Annotated in this window: 15 protein-coding genes; 3 read left to right on the forward strand and 12 right to left on the reverse strand. The window is 43.7% G+C overall.

Features of this window, described 5'->3' with window-relative positions; all coding sequences use genetic code 11:
• Genes BLS23_RS13985 through BLS23_RS14010 form a run of 6 tightly spaced genes read right to left on the reverse strand, consistent with a single transcriptional unit; the run spans position 1 to position 4950 of the window.
• Positions 1-1062, reverse strand: a complete 1062-nt coding sequence (locus BLS23_RS13985) for a phosphotransferase family protein (protein WP_089653309.1) — start codon at positions 1060-1062, stop codon at positions 1-3.
• A gap of 12 nt (positions 1063-1074) precedes the next feature.
• Positions 1075-1473, reverse strand: a complete 399-nt coding sequence (locus tag BLS23_RS13990; RefSeq protein WP_089653312.1) for an acyl-CoA thioesterase — start codon at positions 1471-1473, stop codon at positions 1075-1077.
• Positions 1474-1485: 12 nt separating this feature from the next.
• Positions 1486-2358, reverse strand: coding sequence for a 3-hydroxyacyl-CoA dehydrogenase family protein (locus BLS23_RS13995; protein ID WP_089653315.1), 873 nt, complete (start codon positions 2356-2358; stop codon positions 1486-1488).
• Entirely contained in the window at positions 2348-2926 is a 579-nt protein-coding gene (locus BLS23_RS14000) for a TetR/AcrR family transcriptional regulator (RefSeq protein WP_089653318.1), read from the reverse strand. Before BLS23_RS14000 ends, BLS23_RS13995 begins: the two co-directional genes overlap by 11 nt.
• Before the next feature lie 28 nt (positions 2927-2954).
• Complete coding sequence (locus BLS23_RS14005) at positions 2955-3734, reverse strand: SDR family oxidoreductase (protein ID WP_089653320.1); 780 nt, start codon at positions 3732-3734, stop codon at positions 2955-2957.
• 4 nt (positions 3735-3738) lie between these two features.
• The gene (locus BLS23_RS14010; RefSeq protein WP_089653322.1) at positions 3739-4950 is read right to left on the reverse strand and encodes an acyl-CoA dehydrogenase; all 1212 of its coding nucleotides are present in this window, start codon (positions 4948-4950) and stop codon (positions 3739-3741) included.
• An 893-nt stretch (positions 4951-5843) separates the two neighbouring features.
• Here BLS23_RS14010 and BLS23_RS14015 point away from each other — a divergent pair.
• On the forward strand, positions 5844-6404 hold the full coding sequence (locus BLS23_RS14015; protein WP_089653324.1) for a CotY/CotZ family spore coat protein: 561 nt from the start codon (positions 5844-5846) through the stop codon (positions 6402-6404).
• 37 nt (positions 6405-6441) lie between these two features.
• Here the strand turns inward: BLS23_RS14015 and BLS23_RS14020 are convergent, their stop codons facing one another.
• Positions 6442-6924 carry a hypothetical protein gene (locus tag BLS23_RS14020; RefSeq protein WP_089653326.1) on the reverse strand — a complete coding sequence of 161 codons (483 nt, stop codon included), beginning with the start codon at positions 6922-6924 and terminating at the stop codon, positions 6442-6444.
• Between the two features lie 4 nt (positions 6925-6928).
• A complete protein-coding gene (locus tag BLS23_RS14025) occupies positions 6929-7390 on the reverse strand; it encodes a DinB family protein (RefSeq protein WP_089653327.1) in 462 nt (153 codons plus the stop codon).
• 151 nt (positions 7391-7541) lie between these two features.
• Between BLS23_RS14025 and BLS23_RS14030 the strand changes: the two genes are divergently transcribed.
• Complete coding sequence (locus tag BLS23_RS14030; RefSeq protein ID WP_089653330.1) at positions 7542-8378, forward strand: STAS domain-containing protein; 837 nt, start codon at positions 7542-7544, stop codon at positions 8376-8378.
• A 14-nt stretch (positions 8379-8392) separates the two neighbouring features.
• Here BLS23_RS14030 and BLS23_RS14035 read toward each other — a convergent pair whose 3' ends face one another.
• On the reverse strand, positions 8393-9172 hold the full coding sequence (locus BLS23_RS14035) for a nucleotidyltransferase domain-containing protein (protein WP_089653332.1): 780 nt from the start codon (positions 9170-9172) through the stop codon (positions 8393-8395).
• A gap of 71 nt (positions 9173-9243) precedes the next feature.
• Here BLS23_RS14035 and BLS23_RS14040 point away from each other — a divergent pair, with 71 nt between their 5' ends.
• Positions 9244-10197, forward strand: a complete 954-nt coding sequence (locus BLS23_RS14040) for a nuclease-related domain-containing protein (protein ID WP_089653333.1) — start codon at positions 9244-9246, stop codon at positions 10195-10197.
• Positions 10198-10357: 160 nt separating this feature from the next.
• Here BLS23_RS14040 and BLS23_RS14045 read toward each other — a convergent pair whose 3' ends face one another.
• The 3 genes from BLS23_RS14045 to proC are packed head-to-tail and all read right to left on the reverse strand — an operon-like array spanning position 10358 to position 13650.
• A complete protein-coding gene (locus tag BLS23_RS14045) occupies positions 10358-11617 on the reverse strand; it encodes a glutamate-5-semialdehyde dehydrogenase (RefSeq protein WP_089653335.1) in 1260 nt (419 codons plus the stop codon).
• 20 nt (positions 11618-11637) lie between these two features.
• A complete protein-coding gene (gene proB, locus BLS23_RS14050; protein WP_089653338.1) occupies positions 11638-12768 on the reverse strand; it encodes a glutamate 5-kinase in 1131 nt (376 codons plus the stop codon).
• Positions 12769-12807: 39 nt separating this feature from the next.
• Entirely contained in the window at positions 12808-13650 is an 843-nt protein-coding gene (gene proC / locus BLS23_RS14055) for a pyrroline-5-carboxylate reductase (protein WP_089653340.1), read from the reverse strand.
• Positions 13651-13906: the final 256 nt, after the last annotated feature.

A 13906-nucleotide genomic window follows, 5' to 3' on the forward strand; every position in this document is an offset into this window, starting at 1 on the left:
CTAGAGACCTGCTGTTTCTTCCGCATGACGGATCAAATGATTGACGAAAACGTGCATCCCTGCAAATCTTGGATCTTCGGTTTGTCCATTTTTGTAACGATAATAGATTTGCTGGACGATTCCTGCCAGTTTAAAATAAGCGAAGGTCACATAGAAGTCGATGTCCTCCACGTCACGACCACTCTTTTCAGCGTAACGGTGAATGAATTCATCCCTTGTATAGAACCCTTCACGAACAGTGAGCGGAGGCTTCCCTAGTCCTGTTTTTAGAAGTTCCGGGTCATCTTGTTGGATCCAATAGCTCATGGCAGCACCAACATCGGCCAGCGGGTCACCGACGGTCGTCATTTCCCAATCAAACAAACCTACCATCTTTGAAGGATCACCTTTACTAAACATGGCATTATTCAGCTTGTAATCATAATGAATGATGGATGCATCTTTGGATGTGGGAATATGATCGGCCAACCACTTTTTCAAACGCTCCCCGGAAACCACATCATCAGTTCTCGCTTTTTCATACCTTTTCATCCAGCCGTGCACTTGCCTTTCCATAAAACCATCAGGCTTCACCATATCTTTCAATGAAGTATTGCGGTAATCCAGGGAATGAAGTTCTGCCAACCGGTCGACCATGGTTTCAGACAGTTGCCTTCCTAGTTCCTCCGTCGCGTCCACACCTTCCGGAAAGCTATGATCAAAAACGAGACCATCTCTGCGTTCCATGAGAAAAAAAGGTCGGCCAATCAGATTGCCAGATTCATAGAGGTAGGGTTGCGGTGCCAAAGGATAGACCGGATGTAAGGATTGAAGAACCTTGAATTCACGTTCCATGTCATGTGCCTTTGGAGCAACCGGCCCCATGGGAGGACGACGTAAGACCACTTTCCACTCTTCACCGACCGACAGTTCATAAGTCAAGTTGGAATGGCCCGCCCCGAACTGTCTGATTTGCATGTCACCCGAAGGAATTTCTAACTTTTGTCTCAAAAAACGCTCAAGCTTGTTTACATCGAGCTCCTCCCCATGACGGACAGGCCTTGTATCTTGTGTATAAACCATGAAGAACCTCCCTTATTTTGCTACCATTTGATAGGATGACAAGGATTCTTTCATCTCAGATGTCAATGCAACACTTTGCTGTTGTTCAAAATCGAATTGAACAATGACCGACAAGCCTTTGGCCACAAGTTCCCCTGATTCTTTTTCAAACATGTCCTGTTCCAGATGAAAGCTGGAGCGTCCAATTTTCACGACATGGCTGCGAATGATCAGCGTCTGATTAAAATACACCTGCTTGATGAAATCGCACTTCGTCGAAGCAAGGATGAAGTTCCAATCATTACCTACAAGCGCTAAATCATTAAAAAACTGAATACGGGCATCCTCCATATAGACAAAGAAATTGTTGTTGTTTACATGCCCTAATAAATCGGTTTCACAAAATCTGACGTTCACTTCTATTTCATGCATTCGTCTTCCTCCTCAACTTTTCACGGGGTTTTCATACGTGTAAAAACCCTTCCCTGTTTTACGCCCAAGTTCCCCGGCTTTCATTTTCTCTTCCAAAGTTTTAGATGGGCGGTCTTTAGGATCACCTGTTTCCTGATACTGTTGCTGCATGACATAATACCCGACATCTATCCCTGACAAATCCATCAGTTCAAACGGTCCGATTGGATGGTTCAGCGCTTTTTTTATTATTTTATCGATATCTTCATAATCGGCGTATCCACCTTCATACAAGCTCATCGCTTCTTTTTGGATTGCAAATAAAATACGGTTGGCGATAAATCCCGAGATTTCTTTTTGTAAAAGGACCGCTGTGCGATTCATCTCTTCGCATACCTTCATGGCCACAGTAACCGTCTCTTCTGAGGTATGTTCCCCTTTGACGACTTCCACACAGTCCATGACGAGTGGCGGGAAGAAAAAGTGCATGTTGCACATTTTCTCAGGCCTCGATGTGGCATCAGCAATCAGCGAACTGACGATGGTCGAGGAATTGGTCGCAAAAATCGTATGGGAAGGAGCATACTCATCCAATTTTGCGAACACTTGTCGTTTTACATCCAGCTTTTCAACGACAGCTTCAATGACAAGGTCTGCACCTGCGACGGCTTCCTCCAGTTCTGTTGTGAAATGAAGGCGGGTAAAAGCTTCTTCACGCGCGGCCTTTGAAATTTTTTCTTTTTTTACCCATTTATCCATTATTCCTGCCAATTTCGCCTCTGCCTTTTCCAATGATTCCTGGCTGATGTCCTGCAGCTTCGTTTCATATCCAGCTATTGCGCCAAGCATGGCAATCTGATGCCCCATGCTGCCCGCTCCGACAACCGCTAAATTTTTAATGGTCATTGGTCTCCTCCTCAATTCCTTTAAAAATCAATCGCATATACAAATCTGTCAACGACTTTTCGTCCACTTCTCCATCAGGTTCGTACCAAAAATAGCTCCAGTTCGCCATCCCGAGGACCGCGTAGGACAACATGTCTGCACGCAAGTCTTTCTTGAACTCTCCGGCTTTCATCCCTTCTTCCAACACTTTCTGGATATTCTCTTGAAATTGTTGGCGCTTCGGCAAGATGATGGCTGTCTTCTCTTCACTCAGGTGTCTCATTTCTTGAAAAAAAACAAGTGCACTATGACCGTTCGTGCGAATATTATGAATCAACAACTCTACGATTTGATACAACTGATCACTATGAGAAAGATCCACATTCGTGATAATCTTCTCTTGTCCTTCCAGAAGGTGATCAATAAAAGTTTGGTGAATGTGAATAAGCACATCTTCTTTGTTTTTGAAATAGTAATAAAATGTCCCTTTCGTCACTCCATTCGCTTCGACGATGTCCTGGATTGAAGTGCCCTGGAACCCCTTTTTACCAAATAACTCTATGATTGTGTCCATCATTTTTTCTTTCATGTCTACCGTCCTAACTCAGCAAAATCGATTAACAGGATGCATGCATGCCACCGTCGACAACGAGAACGTCTCCGGTTACATAATCCGATGCTCGGCATGCCAAAAATAGAGCAGCTCCTTTTAAGTCCTCCTCAGAACCGAATCGTCCGAGAGGCGTTCGATCAAGAATGAAATCTCCACCATGCTCAAGCACTCCTTTCGACATTTTCGTCGGGAAAAATCCGGGAGCCAATGCGTTCACCTGGATGTTATGCATTCCCCATTTCAATGCAAGATCCTTAGTAAAAGTGATGACCGCGCCTTTACTGGCATTGTAACCGACCGTCTCCATAAACCTCGGATCCGCTCCGCCAAGTCCAGCAACAGAAGCGATGTTGATAATCTTTCCTGAATTCTGCTTGACCATATGCTCGCCAACCTTCTGAGACATTAGGAATGTCCCGGTCACATTGACGTTCATTACCTTTTGAAAAGCTTCGAGTGGCATTTCAAGTGTTGGCGCGCCCCAAGTGGCCCCACTGTTGTTAACAAGAATATCAATCGTCCCGAATTTGGCTATCGCTTCATCTACTACACGGTCAATATCTTCAGGGTTCGTAACATCACACCCAAGCGCAAGCGACTCCACACCACATTCACTTTCCAGCCTGATTGCTGTTTGTTCACACGCCTCTTTTTTACGGGAACAAACAATAATATTCGCCCCTGCTTCCGCAAGACCTTCCGCAATTTGCTCACCAAGGCCACGGCCGCCTCCTGTAACGAGTGCGGTTTTCCCTTTCAAATCAAAAAGATCTTTGACATGCATGATCTCACTCCTCATATTTGGATAATTCAAGTTTAGCGATTTGTCTCCGATGGACCTCATCCGGGCCGTCTGCCAACCTCAATGTTCGGGAGTTCGCCCATTGAGCAGCTAAGGTAAAATCATCACTGACTCCCGCCCCCCCATGAGCCTGAATCGCCCGGTCGATCACTTTCAATGCCATATTCGGGGCGACGACCTTAATCATGGCGATTTCGGTTTTCGCTTCTTTATTTCCGACCGTGTCCATCATATAAGCGGCTTTCAAAGTGAGCAGGCGTGCCTGTTCAAGCTCAATCCGGGAATCGGCGACCCATTCTCTCACGACTCCTTGCTCAGCTAAAGGACGATGAAAAGCTTCTCTTTTTTGAACGCGCTTACATAAATCCTCAAGCGCTCGCTCTGCTGCTCCGATTAACCGCATGCAATGATGAATCCTTCCAGGTCCAAGACGGCCCTGAGCGATGGCAAATCCTTTTCCCTCTCCCCAAATCATGTTTTCCTTCGGTACACGGACATTATGGAAATCAATTTCCGCATGACCATGAGGAGCATGGTCGTACCCAAACACAGGTAACATGCGTTTAACGTTAACGCCCTCTGTATCCAAAGGGACAAGAATCATCGACTGTTGCTCATGACGATTGGCTTCCGGATCCGTTTTGCCCATAAAAATGGCTATTTTACATCTTGGATCTCCTGCACCCGAAGACCACCATTTCCGACCATTAATGACGTAATCGTCTCCATCTCTCCTAATACTAGACTTTATATTCGTAGCATCAGAAGAAGCTACGTCCGGCTCTGTCATAGAAAAACACGATCTGATCTCCCCCTTCAGAAGAGGTTCCAACCATTCGTCCTTTTGAGCTTCACTTCCATAGCGGGCAAGCACCTCCATATTACCAGTATCAGGTGCATTGCAATTGAAAACTTCGGGACCAATGAGCGAGCGCCCCATCATCTCACAGAGCGGAGCATATTCAAGATTCGACAGACCCGCTCCATATGTATCATCAGGTAAAAATAAATTCCAAAGTCCTTCTTCCTTCGCTTTCAATTTCAGCTCTTCCATGATAGGAGGCACTTCCGAAAAACGATCTTTTTGTGCATTTAATTGATCCTCATACACTGACTCATTTGGATAAACATGTTCATCCATAAACCGCTGCAGCTTTTCGAGGTAGCCTTTTACCTTATCGGAATAATCAAAGTTCACCCTTTTTCCCCCTTCTTCACAAAAACATACCAAACGGTTAGTATGTATTCATTTTATACCTACTATTCTGAAAATTCAACAAAAAGTGAATGATTATTCATATCTCTTGATAGATCGTATTAATTATTAATTCAACTAAAGCTCCTATTGTCAGGGGTGGTTGGGAAGCCACTCGCTTTCCTGTGGGGGTGCGCCGAGCTTCCTCGGACTGCGTCCTGCGGGATCTCTCCTATCTCCTTCTCCCACGGGAGTCTCGCAGCTTCCCAACCACCCCATTCCATGCAGGAGAGAAACGAACCCCTATACCCAGATGGAGTGTCTTCCACTATCCCAGAGATATATGTACAAAGCGCGTTGCGTCAATCTTTCGGACCTCTAATAACTGGATTGGATGTTCCCTGCCCCACTAGGTAGGAAATGAGCTTATTCCGGAAGTGGTTTCGAGACACTGATTATGATAGAGCGGCGGAGGGGAATGGGGAGACTCCTGCGGGAAAAAAGTGCATGGTGAGACCCCGCGAGCGAAGCTCGAGGAGGCTCACCGCGCTCCCGCGGAAAGCGAGCTATTCCCCGTAGCCCCCATCCACTCAACAAAAATCTCGAAACTGAGCCTTACACAATACTGCCATTATGTTTAATAAGGAGAAATAAAAAAGATGCCAGTGTACGCTGGCATCAGACCGTAGGGAAATTTTCCATGGCGTGGCAAACCATGAACCTTGAGCTTTGATGAGCTCTCAGTACTATAAGATATGCCTCTATCCTCTCTTTGCCTTGGCGTTCACCTACCATTTTTACAAACTATGAAGATTCTTAGAATAATAGGCACCTATACAAGCACTCACTATGAAAAGCCATAGAATGTAGAGAAAAACAAAGAAGGAGATGTTTTTATGAGTTGTAAAGGAAAAGATAGCAGCTGCGTACGTGATGTCATTAAAGAAATCATTAAAGCACAAGATGAAGTAGCTGGATTGATGGATAATGGGTGTTGTGATGTCAGCTGTGAGCGTTCCATTCGTGATTTGCTTTCACCTGCTGCCGAAACACCACGTAACACAACTGTCCCTTTCATTTTGTACTGCAAAGACTGCAAGCCATTTATCGGTAGTGGAGTCATTCGTAAGCAACTAGGAATGTCTGATAACACATTTCTTGATTGCTTGAACTCTCCAATCTTCAGAGCAAAAAAATTCACGAACGATGGAAAATGCGTCAAGCTTGAGCTGTTGATCCCTGTAACCATGGGCGGTTCACAGCCTGGTCCATCCGGTGGTGGAAAGCAGGTATGTGATTACTTCCCTGGAAGTTCCATTCGTAATTTGCGTGCGACAGGAGTCTGCATTACTGTAGACCTTGACTGCTTCTGCAGCATCACATGTCTAGAGCCTACGACTCCATTGATGGCAACACGTCAGGAAATGGACGACGCTATGTCTCAATTCGAAGATTAATTAAAAAACGTGCATGGAATCCTATTCCTGCACGTTTTTACATAATGGATACACGAATCGGATAATAAGCGCGCGTGATTTCTCCATCGGCATCCTCCCACTGAACCCCAATGCGGTAAACCTTTTCAGAGCCATTCAATCCATAGACTTCGAAACTCTTCCCCTCTACAGATTTGGTTGTAACAGAGTTTTTATCCATTTCATCATAGAAGATCATATCTGGATCTACTGTAGAAAAACTAATCGTAATTTCTGAACCTCGTTCCAACTCGTACTCTTTAATTTTCAATTCTTTCTCCAATTGAGAAATGGAACGTTGTTCTTCAGAAACAGAGCAATCTTCCTCGTGTATGCAAACCACTTTTCCCCTTAAAGGAAGAGATTGTCCTTTTATTTCTAAAGTGATCTCTCCGATGGTTTCTTTCTTCAAAGCTTCTTGTTTATTGTTTCCATTACCAATAAAGAGACTTACACTCGCAATGACCACTAATAGTACGATGATTACACTATATTTCTTCATAAAATTAACCTTTCACCACTGGATTTACACCCCACCATCCGTTTCGTTTTCGAATGGTTACGATCTGACCGATATGGTAAGCGTTATGCATGAATAAATTCGACAGAGTCTCTGCCCACATTTCCAGCTTTTCTTGACTGCATGATTGAATCTCTTGTCTGAACATCGTCATGACCACTTGGAAGTCAGCCACTCTTGAATGCCACTCCATTTGTCCGTGATTTTGAAACGTATCATAGTGACGCGGGCGCTCTGCCACCTCCTCACCACGGAATCGGCTTAAATACCGTTCGTTGTAAAAATAAAGATGATGGACGATTTCCGCAATGGAATGAGGTTGGCCTTGCACTTTTTCTACCGCTTGTGGTTCTTCCAATTCTCTTACGGCATAGTTGAAGCAAACGAACCAGCTGTTTTCATCATGAACGGATTTCAACTGCTCCAATAAAACTTCTCTTAAAGCCATTTCACCACCTCCTCGTTTGGATATTCCCTTTTTTAAGAACCTTAAGTCCATCCTATTGGAAAAGAATAGTTATACCATTTATAATGGAAATAACTGATGATCCTCTCAACCCACTCAAATAGAGGCTCATAGAACAGAGAGGAGCTTGCGAATGGAAACGAACCAAGCTTTACATGACTTTCTTTTGCAGAAAGCAGAGGTTTTAACCGAAGATTGGTACAATACGTTAAACCAACATGATGTGTCAGGGGTATATGCTGCCCAGGACAAAGAGATCATCAATCATTTAAAAGCTCAGAATTATGAATTTAACAAATATATGCCCCAACTTTTCATTTTGGATCGCGATCAATTCTTTAACAATATTAATGGATGGATTATTGGAATCGGTCGAGACCCCCATCACCTGGAAACTCCAACACACGAAATCATCAGGGAATTTATGCGCGTTCGTGAACAATATCTGGATTTCTTGGAAGAATTCATCTTCCAACATGGAGCCGCCATCTCCAGGGAGTTGGAAAATGAATGGAAGCGTTTGTTAATTGAAGTCTTTGATGAGATCATTTACAAGGTGACAGAAGAAAAATCCAATCAGTTGAATAAAAAGATTGATCAGCAGCGTACGGTTATTAACGAATTAAGTTCTCCGCTCATTCAGTTATCCAATGAGCGTGCCCTACTCCCACTAGTCGGTAATATTGATACCGAGCGCGCTACAGCGATTTTGGAAAACACACTAAAAAATTGTACGGAAGAAAACATTGATGTCCTTTATATCGATCTATCCGGTGTCTATCTCGTCGATACGATGGTGGCTCATCAGATTTTTCAATTGATTGATAGTTTACAATTAATTGGTGTTTCATCGACCGTAGTCGGTATTCGACCTGAAATTGCTCAGACCGCCGTGCAGCTCGGTGTCGACTTCAGAAATGTCACAACAACCGCTACGCTTTCCCAAGCGATGGCCGGCCAATCATTCTAATCAATAGAACTCCCTCATGAGGGGGTTCTATTTTTCATTTCTTCAATCATTCTCTTCAAGAAAGGAATGGTGTACGTTTCATTCCCCCAACAATCTTCAAGCCACTCCAAATGTTTTTCCATCAAAGCAGCCATTTGAACCACAGCCTTTTCATGATGGTCCAAAGAAATCCATCGATACACGTTCTCCATCTCCTGAACGCGAGAGGAGGAAAGAGCATGCGGAACAGCCTTCAAACCAAGCTGTGCTCGATCCGGTGCGTATCTTTGCAGAAGAACCTTCGCCACATTCAAGCCTATATCATTGGCTACCTTTACAGCCCAAAGATCATTTCCACGGTCAGCCGCTTTCTTATATTGAAGGAAAAAGAAAGCAATATCATCGACCGCATACAAAAAGTCCTTTTTATCCAAATATAGATTTTGATGCGCTTCATGCTTTTCCATGCGTTTCTCTGGATCATAGACAACATGGAAGAAATCTTTATGTATGAGTGTGTCGTCCGTAACCGTAAAAAGATCGACGTGCAGCAAATTTTCATATACAGCAATGATTTGAGGAGCGATAATAAAAATATCATCATAAAAAATGATTCGTTGGTAGCTTTCGAGATGCATTTGTCTATTTTTCAAAAAAGCTTCCTTATCTGCCTCATCGACTAGCACATACAAATCTACATCCGAGTGCTCGTCATCCTCCCCTCTCCCCATCGAACCCTTTAAAAACACAGCCTTCACAAGATCATCCTTTTTCAAACTTTCCGTTATCGCTTCAACTGCTTCTCTCTGTCTCATCCAACCCCTCCTAAAAATAAAGATTACACCATCATATAATAGAATGAATTTTTTGTAAAAGGAGTCTGATTATGTCTCGACAAAAAACACCGGAAATTGCAAAGCTCGAATCTCTCTTTAATAGAATTTCCATCCACCATCCCTTCCGAGAAGAAATAGCAAACCATCTAGGGCGCTTGTCTGCTGGGCATTTTGGCGAATCAACAGCGGATCATTACATGAAATACCTGCCTGGAAAAAGCATACAAGACATCAGGCTTCACGATGGTATCCAACCTTTTCAAATTGATGCTCTCCTCCTTTCACAGAAATGCTTGGTCATTCTAGAGGTGAAGAACTACAAAGGAGAGCTCCAATTTGACCTTGATCACAGGAAACTCATTAGAATGACAGAAGGAAAAAGCGAAATATTTCAGGATCCCTTTGTACAAGTAGAACTACAGAAATTCCAGTTGCAGCGCTGGATCCAGAGGTCTGGCTTTCCCTCCATCCCCATCTACTCCTTCATTGTCATCGCTAACTCAAATGCCTCCCTTACATTTCAAGGAGAAGATCGTAACAAAAGAAAAAGAGTCCTTCTAGTGAAACAGCTCCCTACTCATCTGACAGCATTCTTGGAAGGTTTCAAAGGAGAGGATTTGTGGTCTGACGATTACTTGAACGAATTCTCAGCACAGATTGAATCAGAGTATACCCCCTACGATTCGGATGTCATGAAACAATATGGGATCTCTAAAGGTGAGCTCATTTGGGGAGCCCCTTGTCCCTCGTGCCGCTTACTTGGTATGATTCGCCGTCGTGATCACTGGCTTTGCGGACGGTGTGGATCGAAATCAAAGGATGCGCATTTACATTTGTTGAGAGATCATCAATTGCTGATCGGTGATACTATAACAAATGCAGAATTCAGGAAAATTGCTGGAGTTAAAACAGAATATATTGCAAGAAAGCTTTTGAATGAATGCTGTAGTCCTAATTTCGGGCGTACTAGGAATAGAAAATATATCATTAAGCTGTTATTTTAGAATTCGACTTGGTTATTTGAGTATTCTACAAAGATAATTAAGAATTCGACAGCGCTATTTAAGAATTCGACAACGTTAATTAAGTATTCGACACCCTCGCCTCATCTCCTCAGCAAAAAAAGAAGGGAAACTCCTGAGAGTTTCCCTTCCGCTAAAAAGCTTATCGAATTTGGCCGGTACCCTTCATTAAGAACTTCACTGTCGTTAGTGCAGGAAGTCCCATTGGGCCACGGGCATGCAATTTTTGTGTGGAAATACCGATTTCAGCTCCGAAGCCTAGCGCACCACCGTCCGTAAAACGTGTGGATGCATTGTGATAAAGAGCAGCAGCATCCACAAGTGCAAAGAATGTCTCTGCTGATTCTGCATCTTCTGTCACAATCGCTTCTGAGTGTTTCGTGCCGTACGTTTCGATGTGTGCAATCGCATCGGTTAGATCGTCTACAGCTTTCACTGCGATATCTGTGCTCAAGTATTCGTTCGCCCAGTCTTCTTCACCGGCAAGTACAGAGCCTGGGATGATATCCAGGATATACTCATCGCCGTGCACAGCAATGTTGTTTTCTTTCAATGCAGCGATGAGCGCATCTTTATGCTCACTCAACCACTCTTTGTGGACAACGAGTGTTTCGGCAGCGTTACATACCGCCGGACGGTCTGTTTTCGCGTTCACGAGAATGTTGATCGCTTTTTCAACGTCTGCATGCTTATCGACATAGATGTGGCAGTTTCCAACACCTGTTTCAAGTACAGGTACTGTTGCGTTCTCAACAACGGCCTGGATCAATTTGCCACCCCCACGTGGGATGAGTACGTCGATGTGTTCTTTCATTTTGAAAAGTTCATTTGTTGCTGCGCGGTCTGTGGATGCGATGAATTGTACCGCTTCTTTCGGGATCTTCGTTTCTTCTAGACCACGGTGCATCACTTCAACAATCGCCTGGTTCGAGTTGATTGCAGAAGATCCACCTTTTAGAACAATTGCATTACCGGATTTCAAAGCTAGACCAGTCGCATCAACAGTCACGTTCGGACGAGCTTCGTAAATCATACCGATAACACCTAAAGGTACGGTTACTTTTTCAACTTGCAGACCATTTTCAAGCGTCCAATCCGTCACCACTTGACCTGTTGGATCTTCTAGTTTGGAAACATCGCGTAACCCTTGGGCAAACTCAGCTACACGCTCTTTAGTAAGGGATAGACGGTCCATAAATGCATCGGTGAAGCCTTTTTCACGACCATTCGCCAAATCTTTCTCGTTGGCCGCTAGAATCGTCTCGTATTCACGTTCAAGTACATCGGCTAAATGATTAAGCGCCTGGTTCTTTTCTTCTTCAGAAAGAATCATCAATTTTTTCGAAGCTTTCTTCGCTTCAATTGCTTGTGCTTCAACGTTCACATTTGTTGTTAGTGTCATCAAAGACCTCCTTGATTATTTTAAACACCTACGGGCAGGGCAACATCTAAGTGGCAGACAAAATCTTTACGTTCAATGGCTGCTTGTTCATATGATTCAAGTTCAGGTTCAGTCAGGCTGATCATTTCTTCCATTTCATCTGAAGAATAATTAACAACGCCTAATCCAATTTCGTCTCCGTCCAGGTCGTGAATGCGGACAACGGCACCTTTTTCAAAACGTCCCTTTACATGGTGAACGTTCATCGGTAGAAGACTCTTCTTCATATCAACGATTGATTCTTTCGCGCGATGGTCGATAATGACTTCGCCTTCCGGTCCAGAGTTGAACGCAATCCACTGTTTCTTCTGATCAAGGTTTTCGGCATCTGTCGTTGTTTCGAAATACGTTCCTGTTGCATTTCCGTATACAGCATCATAAACAATGTTTGGTGTGTTGGCTTTTCCTAAGAAGGAAGAGATGCCGGATGCCATGGAAATCTTAAATGCGTCAATTTTGGATTTCATGCCACCTGTTCCGACTGCACTACCTGGATCACCAGCTGCGGCTTCAATTTCCGGGGTAATTTCGTGGACTTTATCAAGTAGTTTCGCGTCCTCATTTTTTCTAGGGTCTGCATCGTAAAGTCCATCAATGTCGGATAAAATGACCAATTGATCGGCATCGACAAGACCTGCAACTTTAGCAGAAAGAGTGTCGTTATCTCCGAATTTCAAGCGATCGATTGTAATGGTGTCATTTTCATTGACGATTGGAATAATGCCGCGTTCGAGTAGGACATTAATCGTATTACGTGCATTGTTATAGCGGTCTTCATCAGAGAAGTCGCTACGTGTAATGAGAATCTGAGAACCCATATAACCGTGGGATAGGAAAAGATCGGAATAAGATTCCATCAACAATCCTTGGCCAATGGATGCGGCTGCCTGCTTTTCAGGTAAAGAGCTCGGGCGCTCGAGGCAACCGAGTTTACGATAACCTGCAGCTACGGCTCCTGAGGATACGAGTAAAACTTCGTGGCCGTCGTCTTTTAGTTGGACGACTTCATCTACTAATTTTTCTAATTTACGGCGGCTGACTTCTCCGTGCATGCTGGTGAGGGAACTGCTCCCTATTTTAATTACTACCCTTTTTTTATCTTGACTCAACATATCACTCCTGTTTAACATTTTCGCGTCGATTTGCTTCGTTTACTTACTGCCTACAAGTAGTCCTTCAAGTTCTTTGCTTAACTCTTTCGAACGACCGGCTGCTCCTTTAATTGCTTCAGAAATGGCGTAACCTCCACCAGCCTGATCAAGAGCGTTAAGCCCCGCTGCTGTCGTACCGTTCGGTGATGTTACATTTTCACGTAGTTCAGTCGGGCTTTCATCGCGTTCCAGCATCATTTTTGCTGCTCCAAGCAATGTTTGAGCTCCGATTTCACGAAGAGTTTCACGATCCATGCCTTCTGCACGGCCTGTTTCTTCAATGTGTTCCATCAAGTAATAGAAGTAAGCTGGTCCGCTTCCCGCTATTCCGGTGAAAACGTCCATTTTATCTTCTTCAATGACGAAAACTTCGCCAATGGATTTCAGTAATTCTTTTGCAACAAGTACATTGTCCATATCCGTAAAACGCCCTGGCGTAATGGCTGTCGCTGATTCGCGAAGCATGCTTGACGTATTCGGCATTACGCGGATCACTTGCTGGCCTTCATTCAATCGTTCTTCCATATAAGATGTTGAGATTCCCGCAAGTACAGAAACAAGTACTTGGTTTGCTGTCAATTTATCTTTCAAATCGGCAAGTACAGCATCAATATCTTTCGGCTTCATCGCCAAAATGAACTGGTCGACTTCTGCAAAGTTCAATTCATCTTTTAATACCGTGCGTACGCCGTATTTATAATTGATTGTGTTTAAACGTTCTTGATTACTTCTATTGGTCACGATGATGTTCTCAGCTGGAATATTACCGGATTCCACCATGCCTGAAATCATCGCTTCAGCCATTGAGCCTGCACCTAGAAAAGCAATCGTTTGTTTAATCATATTGGGTTAATCTCTCCCGTTCGCATTTTTTGTTCGCTTTATTTAAGACGTTTTTCATCATAACACTGGGCAGAACTTATTCAAGGGGTTTTTGGCAAGTCGGGTCTATATACGCCAATTAGTTAGTGTAAACGGTTTCACTGCGAGGTATTTCCATTTCATCGCTTCTCATCGCAAATAATCTCGCCTCAGACATATATTTGGGCATTGAATTTTCAAGAAAAGCCGGAGAAAGCAAAATTGAGGGAATTATCTG

Source organism: Halobacillus aidingensis (genome assembly GCF_900104185.1).
In the GTDB taxonomy this organism is placed as follows: Bacteria; Bacillota; Bacilli; order Bacillales; family Halobacillaceae; genus Halobacillus; species Halobacillus aidingensis.

Bases quoted from the DNA above. Each gene is read 5' to 3' on its own strand.
- BLS23_RS14025 (WP_089653327.1), bottom strand. From the start codon at position 7,390: ATGGCTTTAAGAGAAGTTTTATTGGAGCAGTTGAAATCCGTTCATGAT.
- BLS23_RS14005 (WP_089653320.1), bottom strand. From the start codon at position 3,734: ATGCATGTCAAAGATCTTTTTGATTTGAAAGGGAAAACCGCACTCGTT.
- proC (WP_089653340.1), bottom strand. From the start codon at position 13,650: ATGATTAAACAAACGATTGCTTTTCTAGGTGCAGGCTCAATGGCTGAA.
- BLS23_RS13990 (WP_089653312.1), bottom strand. From the start codon at position 1,473: ATGCATGAAATAGAAGTGAACGTCAGATTTTGTGAAACCGATTTATTA.
- BLS23_RS14000 (WP_089653318.1), bottom strand. From the start codon at position 2,926: ATGAAAGAAAAAATGATGGACACAATCATAGAGTTATTTGGTAAAAAG.
- proB (WP_089653338.1), bottom strand. From the start codon at position 12,768: ATGTTGAGTCAAGATAAAAAAAGGGTAGTAATTAAAATAGGGAGCAGT.
- BLS23_RS14035 (WP_089653332.1), bottom strand. From the start codon at position 9,172: ATGAGACAGAGAGAAGCAGTTGAAGCGATAACGGAAAGTTTGAAAAAG.
- BLS23_RS13995 (WP_089653315.1), bottom strand. From the start codon at position 2,358: ATGACCATTAAAAATTTAGCGGTTGTCGGAGCGGGCAGCATGGGGCAT.
- BLS23_RS14045 (WP_089653335.1), bottom strand. From the start codon at position 11,617: ATGACACTAACAACAAATGTGAACGTTGAAGCACAAGCAATTGAAGCG.
- BLS23_RS14015 (WP_089653324.1), top strand. From the start codon at position 5,844: ATGAGTTGTAAAGGAAAAGATAGCAGCTGCGTACGTGATGTCATTAAA.
- BLS23_RS14040 (WP_089653333.1), top strand. From the start codon at position 9,244: ATGTCTCGACAAAAAACACCGGAAATTGCAAAGCTCGAATCTCTCTTT.
- BLS23_RS13985 (WP_089653309.1), bottom strand. From the start codon at position 1,062: ATGGTTTATACACAAGATACAAGGCCTGTCCGTCATGGGGAGGAGCTC.
- BLS23_RS14030 (WP_089653330.1), top strand. From the start codon at position 7,542: ATGGAAACGAACCAAGCTTTACATGACTTTCTTTTGCAGAAAGCAGAG.
- BLS23_RS14020 (WP_089653326.1), bottom strand. From the start codon at position 6,924: ATGAAGAAATATAGTGTAATCATCGTACTATTAGTGGTCATTGCGAGT.